Origin of the sequence: Nocardia thailandica NBRC 100428 (assembly GCF_000308795.1) — a bacterium.
GTDB lineage: Bacteria > Actinomycetota > Actinomycetes > Mycobacteriales > Mycobacteriaceae > Nocardia > Nocardia thailandica.
This window is the reverse complement of record NZ_BAGK01000137.1, coordinates 1-18,059: the sequence shown is the minus strand read 5'-3', so window position 1 is coordinate 18,059 and position 18,059 is coordinate 1. Positions and strand designations below refer to the sequence as shown.

Annotated in this window: 12 protein-coding genes and 2 pseudogenes; 7 read left to right on the top strand and 7 right to left on the bottom strand. The window is 74.9% G+C overall.

Annotation, left to right across the window (positions count from 1 at the left end; genetic code table 11):
* The 3 genes and pseudogenes from ON36_RS36190 to recD all read left to right on the top strand — a co-directional run.
* Positions 1-860, top strand: a pseudogene (locus ON36_RS36190) (exodeoxyribonuclease V subunit gamma); the annotation flags it as partial.
* Positions 857-4,187: pseudogene (locus tag ON36_RS15270) on the top strand (UvrD-helicase domain-containing protein). The pseudogenes ON36_RS36190 and ON36_RS15270, both read left to right, overlap by 4 nt.
* A gap of 34 nt (positions 4,188-4,221) precedes the next feature.
* Complete coding sequence (gene recD / locus ON36_RS15265) at positions 4,222-6,165, top strand: exodeoxyribonuclease V subunit alpha (protein ID WP_052314022.1); 1,944 nt, start codon at positions 4,222-4,224, stop codon at positions 6,163-6,165.
* Between the two features lie 23 nt (positions 6,166-6,188).
* On the opposite strand, the gene ON36_RS15260 is transcribed toward recD, so the two are convergent.
* On the bottom strand, positions 6,189-6,785 hold the full coding sequence (locus ON36_RS15260) for a TIGR03086 family metal-binding protein (RefSeq protein ID WP_043653180.1): 597 nt from the start codon (positions 6,783-6,785) through the stop codon (positions 6,189-6,191).
* Positions 6,786-6,847: 62 nt separating this feature from the next.
* On the opposite strand from ON36_RS15260, the gene ON36_RS15255 reads away from it, so the two are divergent.
* Positions 6,848-7,849, top strand: a complete 1,002-nt coding sequence (locus tag ON36_RS15255) for a helix-turn-helix transcriptional regulator (RefSeq protein WP_043653177.1) — start codon at positions 6,848-6,850, stop codon at positions 7,847-7,849.
* A 40-nt stretch (positions 7,850-7,889) separates the two neighbouring features.
* Here ON36_RS15255 and ON36_RS36185 read toward each other — a convergent pair whose 3' ends face one another.
* The 4 genes from ON36_RS36185 to ON36_RS15235 form a co-directional block, all read right to left on the bottom strand.
* Positions 7,890-10,385 carry a DUF4153 domain-containing protein gene (locus tag ON36_RS36185; protein ID WP_245558089.1) on the bottom strand — a complete coding sequence of 832 codons (2,496 nt, stop codon included), beginning with the start codon at positions 10,383-10,385 and terminating at the stop codon, positions 7,890-7,892.
* A gap of 71 nt (positions 10,386-10,456) precedes the next feature.
* Positions 10,457-11,464 (bottom strand): HAMP domain-containing sensor histidine kinase, encoded by a 1,008-nt coding sequence (locus ON36_RS15245; RefSeq protein ID WP_218001206.1) that lies wholly within the window; start codon positions 11,462-11,464, stop codon positions 10,457-10,459.
* 23 nt (positions 11,465-11,487) lie between these two features.
* Positions 11,488-12,180, bottom strand: a complete 693-nt coding sequence (locus ON36_RS15240) for a response regulator (RefSeq protein WP_043653173.1) — start codon at positions 12,178-12,180, stop codon at positions 11,488-11,490.
* A gap of 75 nt (positions 12,181-12,255) precedes the next feature.
* Positions 12,256-12,933 carry a TetR/AcrR family transcriptional regulator gene (locus ON36_RS15235; protein ID WP_043653170.1) on the bottom strand — a complete coding sequence of 226 codons (678 nt, stop codon included), beginning with the start codon at positions 12,931-12,933 and terminating at the stop codon, positions 12,256-12,258.
* Between the two features lie 151 nt (positions 12,934-13,084).
* Here ON36_RS15235 and ON36_RS15230 point away from each other — a divergent pair, with 151 nt between their 5' ends.
* Both ON36_RS15230 and ON36_RS15225 read left to right on the top strand, forming a co-directional pair.
* Positions 13,085-14,659, top strand: a complete 1,575-nt coding sequence (locus tag ON36_RS15230; RefSeq protein ID WP_043653167.1) for a succinic semialdehyde dehydrogenase — start codon at positions 13,085-13,087, stop codon at positions 14,657-14,659.
* Positions 14,660-14,676: 17 nt separating this feature from the next.
* Positions 14,677-15,504, top strand: coding sequence for an SDR family NAD(P)-dependent oxidoreductase (locus tag ON36_RS15225; protein ID WP_043653185.1), 828 nt, complete (start codon positions 14,677-14,679; stop codon positions 15,502-15,504).
* A gap of 55 nt (positions 15,505-15,559) precedes the next feature.
* Here the strand turns inward: ON36_RS15225 and ON36_RS15220 are convergent, their stop codons facing one another.
* Positions 15,560-16,354, bottom strand: coding sequence for a putative protein N(5)-glutamine methyltransferase (locus ON36_RS15220; protein WP_043653164.1), 795 nt, complete (start codon positions 16,352-16,354; stop codon positions 15,560-15,562).
* Between the two features lie 33 nt (positions 16,355-16,387).
* Positions 16,388-17,314 (bottom strand): YdcF family protein, encoded by a 927-nt coding sequence (locus tag ON36_RS15215; protein WP_083885156.1) that lies wholly within the window; start codon positions 17,312-17,314, stop codon positions 16,388-16,390.
* A 115-nt stretch (positions 17,315-17,429) separates the two neighbouring features.
* Between ON36_RS15215 and ON36_RS15210 the strand changes: the two genes are divergently transcribed.
* Positions 17,430-18,059, top strand: a 630-nt coding sequence (locus ON36_RS15210) for a bifunctional 5,10-methylenetetrahydrofolate dehydrogenase/5,10-methenyltetrahydrofolate cyclohydrolase (protein WP_043653158.1), incomplete at its 3' end; no start/stop codon positions are given.

Sequence of the window (18,059 nt, the reverse complement as noted above, 5' to 3'; positions counted from 1 at the left end):
TGCGGGTGCCCGAGGAGGCCGAGGACATCGACGACCAGCTGCCCATCGAACTCGACGGCCTGGCCAAATGGGCGCTGGGCGAGCGGCTGCTGACCGCCCGGCTCACCGGCGCCGACCCGGCCGCCCTGCGCGCGGCCGAGTGGCGGCGCGGCACCCTGCCGCCGTTCGGCTTCGGCAAGAACGTGCTCGCCGAGATCGAGGAGACCGTCGAAACCCTGGTCCGCGCCGCGCAGCCGGAATACGAGGCGCACCCCCGCGCGGTGGACGTGGCCATCGACCTCGGCGACGGCCGCACCCTGGCGGGCACCGTCCCGGAGGTCCGCGGCGACGCGCTGGTCCGCACCACCTACTCGCGCCTCGCCCCGAAACACCGTATGGCGGCGTGGGTCTCGGTGCTCGCGCTGGCCGCCACCGAGGACCGGGACTGGCGCGCGGTCACCCTCGGGCGCGGGCAGTTCCGGCGCCCGGTCCGGCGCTCGGTGCTGACCGCGCCCGAGCGGCCCGCCGCGGTGTCGGTCCTGCGCGACCTGGTCCGGCTGCGCGACGAGGGCCTGTGCGAACCGCTGCCGGTCACCCCGACCGCGACGGCGGCCTACGCCGAGCGCCGCTTCCACGGCGACGGCACCGCCGACGCGCTGCTGGCCGCCGAACACGCCTTCGACGGCGGACCCAACGGTCCCGACAAGTACGGCGACCACACCGACCGGCACCTGCGCTATGTCCTCGGGGACGCGCCCCGCTTCCGGCGCCTCGCCGACACGCCCGCCCGCGCGGGCGAACCCGAGGGCACCCGCTTCGGCGCGGTCGCCCGGCGCTTCTGGGCGCCGCTGCTCGCGGCCGAGAGTCAGGGGCAGCCGTGACCGGAACCCTCACCGCCCCGGTCGCCTTCGATCCCGCCGGGCCGCTGCCCACCGGGACGACGGTCCTCGAGGCCAGCGCGGGCACCGGCAAGACCCACGCCATCGTCGGGCTGGCGGTGCGCTACGTCGCCGAGGCCGCGGTCCCGGTGTCGGACCTGCTGCTGGTGACCTTCAGCCGGGCCGCCACGCAGGAACTGCGCGAACGCACCCGCGAACGGTTCGTCACCGTCGCCGCCGCCCTGGCCGACCCCGCCACCGCGCGCACCCACCCCGACGAGATCGTCGCCCTGCTGGCCGCCGACGCCACCGCCGCGGCGACCCACCGGCGCCGACTGCTCACCGCCCTCGCCGATTTCGACGCGGGCACCATCGCCACCACCCACTCGTTCTGCCAGCGCATGCTCGACGAGCTCGGGCTGGCGGGCGACCACGACCCCGGCGCCCGGCTCACCGAATCGGTCGACGACCTCGTCGCCACCGTCGTCGAGGACCTGTACCTGGCCCGCTACGCCCGCGACCGGGCCCCGTTCTCCCTGCGCGACGCGCACACCCTGGCCCTGGCCGCCGTGCACGACCGCCACGCCACCCTCGCGCCCGACGACGACGGGCCCGGCGGTGCGCGGGTGGCCTTCTGCGCGGCGGTGCGCGCCGAGACCGAACGCCGCGCCCGGCTGGCAGGGCTGCGCGACTTCGACGACCTGCTGGTCCTGCTGCACGCCGTGCTCGCCGATCCCGAGCACGGCGAACGCGCCCGGCAGCGGATCCGCGACCGCTACCGGGTGGCCCTGGTCGACGAGTTCCAGGACACCGACCCGCTGCAGTGGGACATCCTGCGGCTGGCCTTCCACCGTCACCGGACCCTGGTGCTGGTCGGCGACCCGAAGCAGGCCATCTACGCCTTCCGCGGCGCGGAGGTGCTCAGCTACCTCGACGCGGTCGCCCACGCCGACAGCCGCAGCGAGCTGTCGCACAACCGGCGCAGCGACGCCGGGCTGCTCGCCGCGCTCGACCACGTCCTCGGCGGGGCCGAACTCGGGCACGGCGATATCGCCGTCCACCCGGTCAGCGCCACCCGCGAGCAGACCCGCCTGGCGGGACCGGCCGCGCAGACCGTGCCCCTGCGCCTGCGAGTGCTCGGCCGCGACGGCGGCGGCCCGCGCAACCGGTCCGGGTTCCCGTCGGTGGGCAGGCAGCGCGAGCGCGTCGCCGCGGATCTGGCCGCCGACCTGGTCGGGCTGCTCGAGTCCGGGGTCACCCTCGGCGCCGCCGGGGGCGAGCGGCGGCCGGTCGGCCCCGGCGACATCGCGGTGCTGGTGCGGACCCGCACCCAGGTCGAGATCGTGCGCAAGGCCCTCGACGACGTCGGGGTGCCCTCGGTGCTGGCAGGCGGCACCAGCGTGTTCGCCACCGCGGCGGCCACCGACTGGCTGTGGGTGCTCCGCGCCCTGGAGCAGCCGCATCGCGGCGACCGGGTGCGCCTGGCCGCCCGCACCCCGATCCTGGGGGTCACGGCCGCCGAGATCGACGCGGGCGGAAGCGATCTCGTCGGCCGGCTGTCGACGCAGTTGCGCGAGGCGGCGCGGCTGTTCGGGCGCGCGGGGTTCGCCGCGGTCTTCGACAAGCTGGCCACCGACACCGATCTCGCCCCCCGGCTGCTCGGCGTCGAGAACGGGGAACGCGAGCTCACCGACCTGCGCCACGTCGCCCAGCTCCTCGACGACGTCGCGCTCACCGAGGGCTTCGGTCTCACGGCGCTGACCCGCTGGCTCGCCGACCGCGTCCGCGCCCCCGAACAGGGCAGCCTCGCCGGGCGCAGCCGCCGCCTCGACCGCGACGCGGCCGCGGTGCAGATCGCCACCGTGCACGCCAGCAAGGGACTCGAGTTCCCGGTGGTGTACCTGCCCTTCGCGTGGGACAGCGCCAAGAATCCGTACCCGGCGACGCTGCTGTTCCACGACGACACCGGCGCCCGCGTGCTCGACATCGGCGGCAAGGACGCCCCGGGCTACGCCCAGCGCCAGTTGCGCTGCGAGGCCGAGGAGGCCGGGGAGGAGCTGCGGCTGCTCTACGTCGCGCTGACCCGTGCCATGTGCCAGATCGTCGCCTGGTGGGCGCCCGCGGTCACCACCGCCGCGGCCCCGCTGCACCGGATGATCTTCGGGCGCAGGCCCGGCGCGGCCACGGTGCCCGCGCGCGCCGAGACACCCGCGGACAAGACGGCGGTGGAGCGGCTCACCGAGTGGGCCGCACCGGCCGCCGCGGTCGTCTCCGTCACCGTCGTGGAGCGGGCGGGCGACGTCGAGCCGCGCCGCGTGCGCGTCGAGCCGCCCACCGGCGACCTGGCCGCCGCGCGCTTCGACCGGGTCCTCGACCACACCTGGCGCCGCACCTCCGTACTCCGCGCTCACCGCGGGCGCCCACGACGCGGCCGGGGTGCACGACCCCGAACCCGAGGACGGCCCCGCGCGCGACGACGAACCCGTCGAACCCCGCGTCCTCGACACCGTCGAGGAACCCGCGGCGCCCTCGCTCATGAACGACCTGCCCTACGGCGCCGAGTTCGGCACGCTCGTGCACGGCGTCCTCGAACTGGTCGACACGGCCGCGCCCGATCTCGACGCCGAGGTCCGCGCGCGCAGCGCGGACGCGGTGGCCCGGACCCTGGCCGAACTGGACGCCGACCTGCTGGCCCGCGCGCTGCTCGCCGTGCTGCACACCCCCGCCGACTACGGGACGCTGGCCGCGATCGCGCCACCGGACCGGCTGTGCGAGCTGGAGTTCGAGCTCCCGCTCGGCGCGCCCGACGAGACCCGCGGACTCCGGGGCGACGCGGCGACGCTGGCCGCCGTGGCCGAGCTCATGCGCCGCCACCTGCCCGCCGACGACGTCCTGCGCGAGTACCCCGACCAGCTCGCCGCCCTGCCCGAGACGGTCCTGCGCGGCTACCTCACCGGCAGCATCGACGCCGTGCTGCGCGTCCCGGCCGCGGCGGGCGGGCACCGCTACCTGATCGTGGACTACAAGACCAACCGCCTCGGCACCGGCGACCTCACCGTCGCCCACTACCGGCGCGAACACATGGCGGCGGAGATGATCCGCTCGCACTACCCGCTGCAGGCGCTGCTGTATTCGGTCGCCCTGCACCGGTATCTGCGCTGGCGCCTGCCCGGATACGATCCCGCCACGCATCTCGGCGGGGCCCGGTACCTGTTCGTGCGCGGCATGATCGGGCCCGCGACGCCGCCCGGTTGCGGTGTGTTCGAGTGGAATCCGCCGGCGGGCCTCGTCTCGGCGGTGTCGGACCTGCTGGCAGGCGGCGGGTCGTGAGGCGCGGGGTGCCGGGCGCGGACGGGGAGCAGCGATGACGTCGATCCAGGTGGCGCAGCGGGGCACCGGGACGCTGCGGACGTTCAACGAGGCGGGGGTGCTCTCGGCCGCCGACGTGCACGTGGCGCTGCGGCTGGGTCGCCTCGCGCGCGAGGAGGACCCGCTGGTGCTGTTCGCCGCGGCCCTCGCGGTGCGCGCGGTCCGGTCGGGCTCGGTGTGCCTGGAGCTGGCGCGCATGCGCGAGATCGGGGTGGACGCCGACGAGAACTGGGACCTCGGCGCGGCGATCGATCCCGCGACCCTGCCGTGGCCCGACCCCGACCGCGTCCTCGAGGGGCTGCGCCGCAGCCCCCTGGTCCTCGGCGGGCCCGCCGGACCGCTGCGCCCGCTGCGCCTGGTCGAGGACGGCGAGGGTCCGCTGCTGTACCTGGACCGGTACCACCAGCAGGAACAGATCATCCGCCGGGTGCTCACCGAACGCGGCGCCGACCACCCGGCCGTCGACCCGGAACTGGTGCGCGCGCAACTGGACCGGCTCTTCGAGGCGGGCACGGGCCCCGACCGGCAGCGGCTCGCCGCCGCCCTGGCCGCCACGCACTGGACCACGGTCGTGGCAGGCGGACCCGGCACCGGCAAGACCCACACCATCGCCCGCATCCTGGCCCTGCTCGTCGCCCAGCGGGCGGCGACGCCGCGCCTGCCCGCCCTGCGCATCGCGCTGGCCGCGCCCACGGGCAAGGCGGCGGCGCGGCTCCAGGAGGCCGTGCGCGGGCAGGCCGCCGAGCTCGGCCTGCCCGACCTCACCGCCGCCACCCTGCACCGCCTGCTCGGCTGGCAACGCGGCCGCGGCACCCGGTTCCGCCACCACGAGTTCAACCGTCTGCCCTACGACGTGGTCGTGGTCGACGAGACCTCCATGGTGTCGCTGAGCATGATGAGCCGCCTGCTCGCCGCGCTGCGGCCCGACACCCGGCTGGTCCTCGTGGGCGACCCCGATCAGCTGGCCTCGGTCGACGCGGGCGCCGTCCTGGCCGACCTGGTCGCCGGGCCGGTGCGCACCGCGCCGAATCCGGTGCTCGACGTGGTCCTCGCGGGGTCGGCGGAAGCGCCCGCGGCGCAGGACGATCCGGACCTGTCCGGCGCATCGCTGACGCCGGCCGAGCTGACCCGGCTGCGCGGCGGCATCGTCCGCCTCACGCGCGGCAGGCGGTTCGGCGGGCGCATCGCCGAACTGGCGGTGGCCGTGCGGGCGGGCGACGCCGACGCGGCGCTGGCGATCCTGCGCGCGGGGGGACCCGAGGTCTCCCTGCACGCGCCCGACGACACCGCCGAGGTCCGCGCCGACGTGGCCCGCGCCGCCCGCGCGGTGACCGAGGCCGCCCTGGCGGGCGACGCCCGCGCCGCGCTGACCGCCCTGGACTCGCACCGGCTGCTGTGCGCGCACCGGCGCGGCCCGTACGGGGTCGAACGCTGGGACCGGACGGCCGCCGAGTGGGCGGCCGCCGCGGGCGCGGGCCCCGAATCCGACCGCGCCGCCTGGTATCCCGGCCAGCCCCTGCTGGTCACCGCCAACGACCACGAGGCCCGCATCTACAACGGCGACACCGGCGTCGTCGTCCGCACCGCGGACGGGTCGCTGCGCGCCGCGCTCGAGCGCGGCGCGGAACCGTATCTGGTGCATCCCACGCAGTTCCCGTCCGTCGTCACCGTGTTCGCGATGACGATCCACCGCAGCCAGGGCAGCCAGTACGACACCGTCACCGTCGTGCTGCCCGAACCCGAGTCCACCCTGCTGACCCGCGAACTGCTCTACACCGCGATCACCCGCGCCCGCACCCACGTGCGCGTCATCGGCACCGAGGAGTCCATCCGCGCCGCGGTCGGCCGCCGCGTGCTGCGCGCCAGCGGCCTGTCCCGCCGCGAGCCCGGCGGCCCGGGCGCGGCCGGTCAGCGGGCGACGCCGGACCGGCCCGCGTAGGCGGCGCGCGTAGGCGGCGCGCGTCAGGGCCGCCAGGCGGGGTTGCGCCCGGACCAGGCGATGAGGCGGTCGTAGGCGGGCGCGTCGTCGGGCACCGCGACGACCGGGCCGAACGGGATGCCCTCGCCGCGCTGCTCGGGGATCTTGGTGAGGGTGGCGGGCAGGGCGACGTCGGCCAGGGCGGGGTCGAGTTCGTCGCGGCGGCCGGTCGCCACCGCGAGATCCCAGCCGTGGGTGACCAGTTCGCCGATGTAGGAGGCGATCGCGGCGCGCGCGGGGACCTCGCCCCACGGGACGCGCACGACCCGGTCGAGGTTGGCGTCCACGGCCAGGACGGCGTCGGTGGCCGCCCGGCCCCGCGCCCACTCGCCCGCCCAGTCGACCGACGTGCGCATCGAGGGGACGCTGTCGAAGGGCTCGCCGGCGATCACCACGCCGATGCGGCGCACCACAGCCTGCAGGTGCGCGATCAGGGTGGCGACGTCGAACTCGTCGCACGGGGTCGGGTCGCCCGCCGCGGCGGGGTCGGTGCCGGCGATGAGCCTGCCGGTCTGATCGAGGGCGCGGGCGAGCTCGGGGCGCAGGTCGGGGAGGGTGGTCACGCTGGTGTCGGTTGTCATGGGAGAAGTACAGCGCGCGATACCGGACATCTCTTGTCGGGTATCTGTGGGAATCTTGGCGTATGCGCGCCGACCGTCTCCTGCGTCTGATCGTGTTGCTGCAACGCCACGGGCGGCTGTCCGCGCCCCGGCTGGCCGAACTCCTCGAGGTCAGCGAGCGCACCGTGCTGCGCGACATGGAGGCGCTGTCGGCGGCCGGTGTCCCGGTCTACACCGAACGCGGCCGCAACGGCGGCTGCGTCCTGCTCGAGGGATTCAGCACCGACGCCACCGGGCTGACCGGCCGCGAGGCCGAGGCGCTGTTCGCCTGGGCCGGGCAGCACAGCGCGGGGGAGATCGGTCTGGGGCCCGAGCTCACCGGCGCGCTGGCCAAGATCGCCGCGACCGCGGGCGCCACCGCGCTCTCGCGCGCCGACCAGCTGCGCGAGGTCCTGACCACCGACCGAAGGCGCTGGTTCGCCGACCACACCCCCGCCGCCGTGCTGCCCCTGCTGCGCGAGGCCGCCGTCGACGGACGCCGGGTGCGGATCCGGTACCGCAGCCGGGGCGCCGCCGAGGCGGCGTGGCGCACCGTCGACCCGTGGGGCCTGGTCGACCAGTCCGGGCGCTGGTACCTCGTCGCCGCGCACGACACCCGCCCCCGCACCTACCGGGTCGACCGGATCACCGAGCTCGAGGTCCTGGACACCCCGCTCGAGACCGCCCGCACCGCGCCCGTCGACGAGGTGTGGCAGCGGCTGCGCCGCGACTTCGAGTCCTCGGCCCCCGACCCGCTCGTGCTCGACGTCCTGGTCACCCCCGGGATCGAGAAGGCGTTCCTCGGCACGGTGACCACCCTGCACGGCTCCGACGGCGTCGCCGTCCGCCTCCCCGGCACCGAGGACCTGCACCGCTGGCGCCTGACCCTGCGCTGCCGCCGGACCGCGCTGGCGCTGGCGCTCTCCTGGGCGCCCGACGTGGTGGTCGAGGCGCCGCGTGACCTCGTCGGCGAGATCCGGGAGCGGGCGCGCGGCGCGCTCGACGTCTACGCCGACCGGCCCGCCGCCGCGGCCGCCGCCGGATGAGCACCGGCCGCCCGGAGCGCGTCCGGACGGCCGCACCCGCTCAGCGGGCCGAGCCGCGCGACCAGTTCCACTCGTACCAGGCGTCGGGCCCGACCCCGGAGCGGATGTCGTTCTCGATGCCCGTGCGCAGGTCGGCGGGGAGCCGGGTCAGCGCGGGCAGGACATCGGGGGACAGGCCGCTCAGGTAGTGCGAGTCGAGGCGCTTGCCGTCCTCCCAACGGTCGATGTTGCGTTCGGCGACGAGCCGTTCCGGGTTCAGCAGCGCCAGCACGACCAGGGTGGCCAGGCCGGTGCCGACCGCGGCGCGCGGGAGCCAGCGCCCGCGCAGCCGCCACACGGCGACCAGCACCAGCACGTAGAGGACACCGATCCACAGCTCGCACATCTCCACCAGCAGCCGCGCGACGGTGAATCCGTAGGCCTGCTGGTAGGTCCACATGCGGCCCAGCGCCGAACACACGATCACCAGCGCCAGCAGGCCCGCGGCGCCGAGCAGCGCGCGCAGGGCTCGCCGGTCGGCGACACAATCCTGGGTGGCCCAGCGCAGGACGGCGACGATGATCGCCAGCGTCAGGACGCTGACCGCCGACAGCTGCCAGAAGCCGCTGCGCGCGTACTCGGCGTAGGTCAGGCCCGCGGTCCGCTGCACGTACCCGTCGCCGCCGAACAGGGCGACGAACTGCGCGCCGACGAACACCGCGAACAGCACGACCAGCGCGCCGACCGGCAGCATCCACTCACCCCGCGACCAGGTCCGCGCCTGCCGGGGCGCCGCCGCGTGCGCGGGCGGACCGGCCAGCAGGTACAGCCCGCTCAGCGCGAGCAGCCCGAGCACCGCGAACATCAGCACCCACTGCCAGGCCGCGGCCCCGTCGATCTCGGGCACCAGCGCCGACAGCAGCCCGGCGAACGTCGCGTCCGCACCGCCGAGCAGCGGCACGAAGACCACCAGCAACCCGGCCGTGACCAGCACCGACGTCCCGTACCGCCGGGCGCGCGACACGCCCGTCGACCCCGCGTCGCGCCAGCCGGTGAACGCCCACGGCATCGCCCCGAACACCGCCAGCGGCACCGCGGCCACGTCGTGGAAGATCCCGTGCGCCGTCCGCCGCCCCAGCACCGCCAGCGACCCCGCCGCGCACGCCGACACCACGCACAGCACGAACAGCCACCCGGCCGCACGCACCGTCCCCACCCCGAGCAACACCAGCGCGAGCGCCGCCCACCACAGCCGGGCCGACGCCAGAAGCTGCCGGGCCGTCGCCGCGCCGGTCCCGGCCTGCGCCTTCACCGCGCGGGCGTGCGGCCCGGAGGCGGCCCGCGCCGTGCGGGGATTCGTGTCCGCTGCCGGTCCGCGGTCTTCCACCCGGGAGCCGGTCACGCTGGGCGAGTCCGCGCCGCGTGCCGTGTCGCCACGGCGCCTGCCGCCGCCGGATTCGCGCGCATCCCCGCCGACCGCGTCGCCGCCCTTGCCCGCGCAGGCGCGCACGTCGTCCGTGGCGTCGGTGTCGAAGGCCCGCCCGCCGGTGTCCCCGGTTCCGGCGTCGCCGCCCCCGCTGTCGCCGGCGCCGTTCCCGCCCGCTTCGCCGCTGCCGATGCCGTTGCCGTTGCCGTTGCCCGTGCCGGCGGCGATGCCGGTGGCGGGACCGGTGCCGGTGTCGGTGGCGGGACCGGTGCCGGTGTCGGTGGCGGGACCGGTGCCGGTGTCGGTGGCGGGACCGGTGCCGGTGTCGTTCGCGTCGCTGCTGCTTCCTGTGGTGCCGCTCCCGCTATTTCCGCCACTTTCCTTGCTGCCGCGGGCGTCCGCCTCGTGTTCGCCGCTCGTATCGGGATCGGCGGCCCGGGAGGACTTTTCGCCGGTGACGCGCGCGGACGCGGGTGTGTCTGCGGCGAGGGGAGTGGGCGTACCCGGGGCGGGTTCGGGGGTCGCCGATCGGCGGGCTCGGCGGTCTACCGCCCACAGCGCGCCGCCGAAGGTGAGACCGGCGAGGAGCCAGCCGATGCCGGGGCGGTCGACGGGGATTACCGTCGCGCCGACCGCGCCGACCACGGCGGCGGCGGGCAGGACGCCCGAGGGGCGGGCGACCAGTTTCCAGCGGGGCACGACCGGCCTGCTCGTGGCGAGGACCGCGGCGAGCCCCGCCTGCTGCGGAACCGGTACGGCGGCGGGCGGTTTCGTGATCGGCACCGAGCTGCCGGGCGCCCACGGGGAGGCGGCCGACGCGCCGGACGCTGTCAGCGCGGGCGACCCGTCGCGGGCCGTCTCGGCAGAAGAGGTTTCGGACGGTGGAGGTGTCGGGGCGGCCGCGGTCGGCGCGAGGAGGGTCGACCCGGTGGCCGAGGTGGCACTCGGCGCGGTGGGGTCGACGCTCGACGTGGTCCGGGTGGGCGCGGTCGTCCGATCCTCCGGCACGGGCCGCGGCGCGGCGGCATCCGCGATGTCGACGGGGGTGGAGTCGGCCGGGGGACCGTCGGCCGCGCCGGGCGGAGGTAGGTGTCCGGGGGCGGGCGGGGCGGGAATGTCCTTGTCGGGCATGGCTGATTCGCTTTCGCAGGGTATGCGGGATCGTCCCGGGACCGGTGGTCCGGGAGCGCTGGTGACTCAGGTCAGGGGGTGGGGAGGACGACCCGGATGCGGGAGCCGGGCCCGGTGACGGCGATCGTGCCGCCGTGCAGGTCGACGACCCAGCGGGCGATGGCCAGGCCGAGGCCGGTGCCGCCGCCGTCGGTGCGGCCGCCGCGGGTGAAGCGGTCGAAGACGCGGTCGCGCTCGGATTCGGGGATGCCGGGGCCGTCGTCGGCGATGTCGAGCACGGTTTCGGCGGGGCCCGCGTGCGCGGTGACGCGCACCTCGCCGCCTGCGGGGCCGTGCCGGGCGGCGTTGTCGAGGAGGTTGAACAGGACCTGGTGCAGGCGGGCCCGGTCGGCGTGGACCGACAGCCCGGCCGGCTCGACGGCGGTGGTGAAGCGGACGCCGCGGCCGAGTGCGGCGGTGGTGACCTCGGCCTCGGCGACCACGTCGGCCAGCAGCGGCGCGACCGGCAGCGGTTCGCGGTCCAGGGTGAACGCGCCCGCCTCGATGCTGGACAGGTCGAGCAGCTCGGACACCAGCAGCCCGAGCCGCTCGGTCTGGGCCAGCGCGGTGCGCAGGGTGCCGGGGTCGGGCGTGCTCACGCCGTCGACCAGGTTCTCCAGGACCGCCCGCAGCGCGGTGACGGGGGTGCGCAGTTCGTGCGAGACGTTGGCGATGAGGTCGCGGCGCTGCTGGTCGGCGGCGGCCAGGTCGGCCGCCATCTGGTTGAACGCGGCCGCGAGCTGACCGACCTCGTCGCGCGAACTCGCCCGCACCCGCACCGCGTAGTCGCCGTGCGCCATCCGCCGGGCCGCCGCGGTCATCTCGCGCAGCGGGCGGGTCAGCCCGTGCGCCAGGAACTGCGAGGTGATCAGCGCGATCACCATGGCGGTCAGCGTGGTGAAGGTCGGGATCCAGCCGATGCGCCAGGAGAAGTAGCCGAAGGCGACCGCGCCGGAGCCGACCATCACCACGGCGAGTTTCATCTTGATCGACCGGATCGGGTCGAGCGGGCGGGGCAGCACCCGCGACAGCCGGTCCAGCGCGCGGGCGGGCAGGCCGGAGTTCATCGGGTCTCCAGCGCGTAGCCGACGCCGTGCACGGTGCGGATCAGGTCGGCGCCGAGCTTGCGCCGCAGCGCCTTCACGTGCGAGTCGACCGCGCGGGTGCCCGCCGCGTCGGCCCAGTCCCAGATCTCGGCCAGCAGCTGCTCGCGGGTCAGCACCGCGCGCGGGCGCCGGGCCAGCCGGGTCAGCAGCGCGAATTCGAGGGGCGTGAGCCGGGCCTCCTCGCTGCCCCGCCAGACCCGGTGCTGGTCGAGGTCGATGCGCAGGTCGCCGACCACGAGCGTGGTCTCGCCCCGGTCGGCGGCCCGGTCGACCCGCCGCAGCAGCGCGTGCACGCGGGCCGCGAGCACCCGCAGCGAGAACGGTTTGGTCAGGTAGTCGTCCGCGCCGACGCCGAGGCCGACCAGCTGATCGGTCTCGTCGGTGCGGGCGGTGAGCATCAGGACCGGGACGTCCCGGTCGGCCTGGATGCGTCGGCACACCTCGAGCCCGTCGAAGCCGGGCAGCATGACGTCCAGCACCACCAGGTCCGGTTCGTGCGCGGCGACGGCGGCGACCGCGGCCGGGCCGTCGTGCGCGAGATCCACCACGAAACCCTCCGCGCGCAGCCGCGCGGCCACCGATTCGGCGATCGTCACCTCGTCGTCGACGACGAGGACGCGCCGCCCGGTCGAGCCCCCACTGTGTTCCATGCCTCGGAACCCTAGCGAGCGGGTGTGGAGGGTTGCCGCCCCGATTGTGGAGATCGTGTGTGGACCCGGCGGGGGTCAGGGGTCGGGGAAGATGCCCGGCAGTTCCATGGCGTAGGCCAGGTCGTCGCGGGTGCCCAGGGTGATCAGCAGGACCCGGATCATCGTCAGCCTGCCCTCGGCGACCAGGTCGGGTTCGGGGTCGGCGCCGGGCTCGGCGCCCGCCGACAGCCGGTAGACCACGTACTCGCACACGTGCAGGGCGGCGTCGAGGTCGAGGGGAGCGGGCACCGGGCGGCCCAGCTCGACGAAGGTCTTGCGGACCAGTTCGCGGATGTCGTCGAGGGCGCGCTCGCGGTACTCGCACACGAGCGAGGACGGGTCGTGCAGCTCGGCGAACAGCGGGCGCAGCATCGCGCCGTGCCCGCGCGCCCAGTCGACGTAGGCGTCGATCAGCCGGATGCCGAGCTGGACCGGTTCGTCGGTGCCGTCGAACGCGTCGCGGATCCCGCCGACGAGGCGGTCGTTGGACTCGGTCAGCACCGCGTGCAGCGGCTCGGCGGCGTTGGCGAAATAGCGGTAGAAGGTGGGGCGCGCCAGCCCGGCCTGTTCGATGATCTGTGCGACGCTGAGCCCACGCGAGCCCCCTCGCGCGAAGACGTCCGCGGTCGCCGCCACGATCCGGGCCCGGACCTCCTCGGCCTGTTCCTGGGTCTGAGGAGGACGGCCGCGACGGACGGTGCTCTCACTGCTCATCACTCACACCTGCCTCACACCTGTTGTGCGCTCGCGGAAAGCTTGACACGACACCGGGCGCAGCTATTAATCTAACACCAGTGTTCAGCAAATAGCCGAACCGGCGTGGCCCCGCCGCGCGATCCGAACAGTCCTAGGAAGAGGGCCGACAATGACGACAGCCCCCGAGCTGACCGCCGAACCCACCGCACTGCCGACCACGCTGGTGCGGCCGCTGTTCGAGCGTGCGGTCGCCGGTGGAGCCCCGTCGGTGGCGATCTACGCCCCGGCCACCGGGCACAAGATCGGCGACCTGCCCCAGTCCTCGATCGCCGACATCGACCGCGCGTTCGCGGTGGCCCGGCACGCCCAGCGCGACTGGGCCAAGGTGCCCGTCGCCGAGCGCGTGGCCATCCTGCGCAAGTTCCACGACATCGTCCTCGCCGAACAGGACACCATCCTCGACATCGTGCAGACCGAGACCGGCAAGTCCCGGCCGCACGCCTTCGACGAGGTGGCCGACGTCGCCATCAACTCCCGCTACTACGCCGCCGTCGCGCCCAAGCTGCTCGCGGGCCGCAAGCCGCGCGGCGTGCTGCCGGTGCTGACCCAGGTCGAGGTCGTCAACCGGCCCAAGGGCGTCGTCGCGGTGATCTCGCCGTGGAACTACCCGCTCGCGCTGTCCGCGTCGGACGCCCTGCCCGCCCTCATCGCGGGCAACGCCGTCGTCGCCCGCCCCGACAACCAGACCGCCCTGTCGGCGCTGTGGGCCATCGACGCCGCCGAGCGGGCCGGGTTCCCGCGCGGCCTGTGGCAGGCCGTGCTCGGCCGCGGCCGCGAGATCGGCGGCGACGTCATCGCCCGCGCCGACTACGTCGACTACACCGGTTCCTCGGCGACCGGCCGCACCATCGCCCAGCAGGCGGGCGAGCGGCTGATCGGCTACTCCCTGGAACTCGGCGGCAAGAACCCGCTGCTGGTGCTCTCCGACGCCGACGTGTCCAAGGCCGCCAAGGTCGCGGTGCGCGCCTGCTTCTCCTCGGCGGGCCAGCTGTGCGAGTCGATGGAGCGCATCTACGTCCACGAAGCCGTCTACGACCGGTTCACCGCCGAGTTCGTCGGCCACGTCAAGAACATGTCGCTCGGCGGCGAGCTCGACTACAGCCGGGACATGGGCTCGCTGACCTTCCAGCGCCAGCTCGACACGGTCACCGAGCACGTGGAGGACGCCGTCGCCAAGGGCGCCACCGTGCTCGCGGGCGGCCGCGCCCGGCCCGACCTGGGTCCCTACTTCTACGAGCCCACCGTGCTCGCCGGGGTCCGCGAGGGCATGACGGTCTACCGCGAGGAGACCTTCGGCCCGGTCGTGTCGCTGTACAAGGTGGCCAGCGACGAGGAGGCGGTCGAGCAGGCCAACGACACCGCCTACGGCCTCAACGCCAGCGTGTTCACCAAGGACCTGGCCCGCGGCCGCGAGATCGCCGCCCGCGTCAACGCCGGGTCGGTCAACGTCAACGACGGCTTCGCCGCCGCGTGGGGCAGCGCCGACGCCCCGTCCGGCGGTCTCGGCATCTCCGGCCAGGGCCGCCGCCACGGTCCCGAGGGCCTGCTCAAGTACATCGACACCCAGACCATCGCGGTGCAGCGGGTGCTGCCCATCGCGCCGCTGCCGGGCATGTCCGAGCAGGTGTGGGCCAAGACCATGACGCTGGTCTTCGGTGTCATGAAGACGCTGCGTCAGAAGTGAACCAGGACAGGGAAGCGATGAAACTCGAAACGGTCGCGGGCAAGCGGGTACTGGTCACCGGTGCCGCCATGGGGCTGGGCAAGCTGTTCGCCGAGCGCGCGGTGCGCGAGGGCGCCGACGCGGTGGTGCTGTGGGACATCAACGAGATCGCCCTGCGCGAGACCGCCGCCCAGCTCACCGCGCTCGGCGGCAAGATCCACACCTACACCGTCGACGTCTCCTCCTCCGACAGCATCCGCGAGGCGGGCGAGGCCGTCCGCAAGGAGATCGGCGGGATCGACATCCTGGTCAACAACGCCGGTATCGTGCGCGGCAACTCCTACTTCTGGGAGACCGACAACCGCGCCGACATCGACAAGACCATGGCGATCAACTCCCTGGCCCCGATGTACGTCACCCTCGAGTTCCTGCCCGGCATGGTCGCCGGCGCCGGGGAGGCCCGCGTGCTCAACATCGCGTCCTCGGCCGGGCTGGTGTCCAACCCGCGCATGTCGGTCTACGCGGCCTCCAAGTGGGCGGCGCTGGGCTGGTCGGACTCGGTGCGCCTGGAGCTCGAGCAGGCCGGGCACGAGCACGTCAAGGTCACCACGGTCTGCCCGACCTACATCAACACCGGCATGTTCGACGGCGCCAAGGGGTTCCTGTTCACGCCGATCCTCGAGCAGAACGAGGTCGTCGACACCTCGTGGTCGGAGATGAAGAAGGGCGGCGCCCTGGTGGTGCTGCCGTGGACCTCGCGGATGAACCGGGCCATCTCGGGCCTGCTGCCGCTCAAGGTGCGCGACTTCTACCTCAACGCGGTCGGCGTCTACCACTCGATGGACCAGTTCACCGGACGCAAGTAACGGTCGGCCGCCCGGGCCGGGCCGCGCACCCCGCGCGGCCCGGCCCGAGCCGTGTTCAGGGCGCGGTGCCGACGACCACGGTGGCGTAGTGCTCGTCGGAGGACACCGCCCGCGCGTCGAGTCCGGCCGCCCGCAGGGTCGCCACGGCGGGCCCGGTCTGGGCCGTGCCGGTCTCCACGAACAGGCTGCCGCCCGGCGCCAGCCAGTCGCCCGCCGCCGCGGCCACCCGCCGGAAGACGCCGAGGCCGTCGTCGCCGCCGTCGAGGGCGACGCGGGGCTCGTGGTCGCGGGCCTCCGGCGGCAGCCGGGCGATCTCGCCGGAGGGCACGTACGGGGTGTTGGCCAGCAGCAGATCGACGGTGCCGCGCAGGGCGGCGGGCAGCGGCGCGAACAGATCCCCGGTGTACACCGCCGCGCCGAGCCCGGCCAGGTTGGCCCGGGCGCAGGCGGTGGCGACCGGATCGATGTCGGCCGCGACCAGGTCGACCGCGACACCGGCGGCGCGCAGCTCGGCGGTGACGCACACCCCGAGAGCGCCCGAACCGCAGCACAGATCGAGGACCCGCACCGCGTCCCGCCCCGCCGCGGCCGCCACGGCCTGCTCGACCAGGAATCCCGTCCGCTGCCGGGGGACGAACACCCCCGGCGTGACCGCGATCCGCCTGCCGCGGAACGCGACCCATCCGAGCAGGTACTCGAGCGGCGTGCCCGCGGTCCGCTCGGCCACCAGCCGCGCCAGCTCGGCGGGGTCCGCCGCGGCCTCGGTGAGCAGCGCGGCCTCCTCCTCGGCGAACACGCAGCCGGCCGAGCGCAGCGCGGCCACGACCGCCGCGGGTGGATCTGATCGCATGACCTAGATCCTGCCCGGGGCGTCAAGCCGGTATCAGCGCGAGACGTCCAGCTGGAAGGTGCGCGAGGCGTCGAGGTAGATGCCGCGCTGGGCGGCGCGCGCGGGCGGCGGCAGCTGGGAGACCAGCTGCTCGAGCGAGGTCATCGCGCCGACGACCTGCGTACCCGCCACGATGAAGTCGGCGACCGCGCGGCGGATGTGGTTGGGGGAGGTGACCACGACGGCGCTGGTCGCGCCGAGCTCGCGCAGCAGGCGCGTGCCGAACAGCGCGTTCTGCACGGTCGAGCCCGCCTGCTCCTCGGCGTGTACCCGGTCGGCAGGCAGGCCCCGCGCGATCAGCCAGTTCCGCATGGCCGCGGCCTCGGTGACCCCGTTCTGCGGATTGCCGCCGGTGACGATCACCGGCGAGAACGGCGCCGCGAGGGCCTGCAGGTAGGCGGCGGTGAGCCGGTTCTCCAGTTCGGGGCGCAACGCGCCGTCGGGCAGCAGGCCGTAGCCGAGGACGACGATGCCGGTCTGCGGGCCGACGAGGGCGGGCAGCGGGTTGGGCAGTGTGGCGACCGCCGCGCCGACGGCCGCGAGCACGTTCGCCGTGCCCGCCGCCATCCCCGCGTCGATGCCACCGAGCCGGGTCAGCGCGTCGTGCACCGCGGCCGGGTCGCCCGCGTAGTGCGACCAGATGGCCTGCAGCGCCAGCGCGTCGGTGTCGTCGGGATCGGCGGTGAGCAGCGCGCGCAGATCCGCGCGGCCCGCGTTGTCGTCACCGTCGGTGAAATGGCGCTGGGCCGAGTTGTAGAGCCCCGCCGGATCGGGCTCGGCGTGGGCGAGGGGCGCGCCCGCGATGACCGCCGACGCCAGCAGCGGGGCGGCCAGATACTTCCAGTGCTCGAGGAACTTCACGACAGTCGACACCTCTTCCGCGAACGGCGTGGTACGTGCTGGTGGTGCGGGGGAGCGCATACACCGTACGGCCGTCCGCCGCCTCGACCCGGCAACCCCGGCCCGCCCGCGCGTCGCCGCGCCCGGACGGACCGGCGCACGGGCGTCGCGCGCCCGGCCGATAAACTCGGCGTCCGTGGATACCGCTTCGCTGTCCGGCAAGGAACTCGCCGCCGCCATCAACGCCGACACCAAAGAGCGCGCCGCCGCGCTGACCGCCGCGGGTGCCGCGCCGGTCCTGGCGCTGGTGGTGGCCAACGACGACCCGGCCAGCGCCTGGTACGTCGGCTCGCTGCGCAAGGCGGCCGAGCGGCTCGGCATCGCCTGCGAGCGCATCGATCTCGGCGCCGACGCGAGCGTGGAGGCCATCCGCGCCGAATTGACCACGCGCAGCGCGGATCTGGTGACCGACGCGATCATGCTGCAGACCCCGCTGCCCGCCGGGGTGCACCTCGACGACGTCTCCACCGCCATCGCCGCGGCCAAGGACGTCGACGGCGTGAGCCCGCTGTCGCTGGGCCTGCTCGCCTCCGGGCTCGACGGCTTCGTGCCGGCCACCTCCGAGGCGGTCGTGGAACTGCTGAAGCACCACGGCATCGCGCTGGAGGGCCGCCACGTCGCGGTGGTCGGCCGGTCCAACATCGTCGGCAAGCCCCTGGCGCAGCTGCTGCTCGCCGAGAACGCCACCGTCACCGTCGCGCACTCGCGCACCGCCGATCTGGCCGCGGTCACCGCCGCCGCCGACATCGTGGTCGCCGCCGCCGGG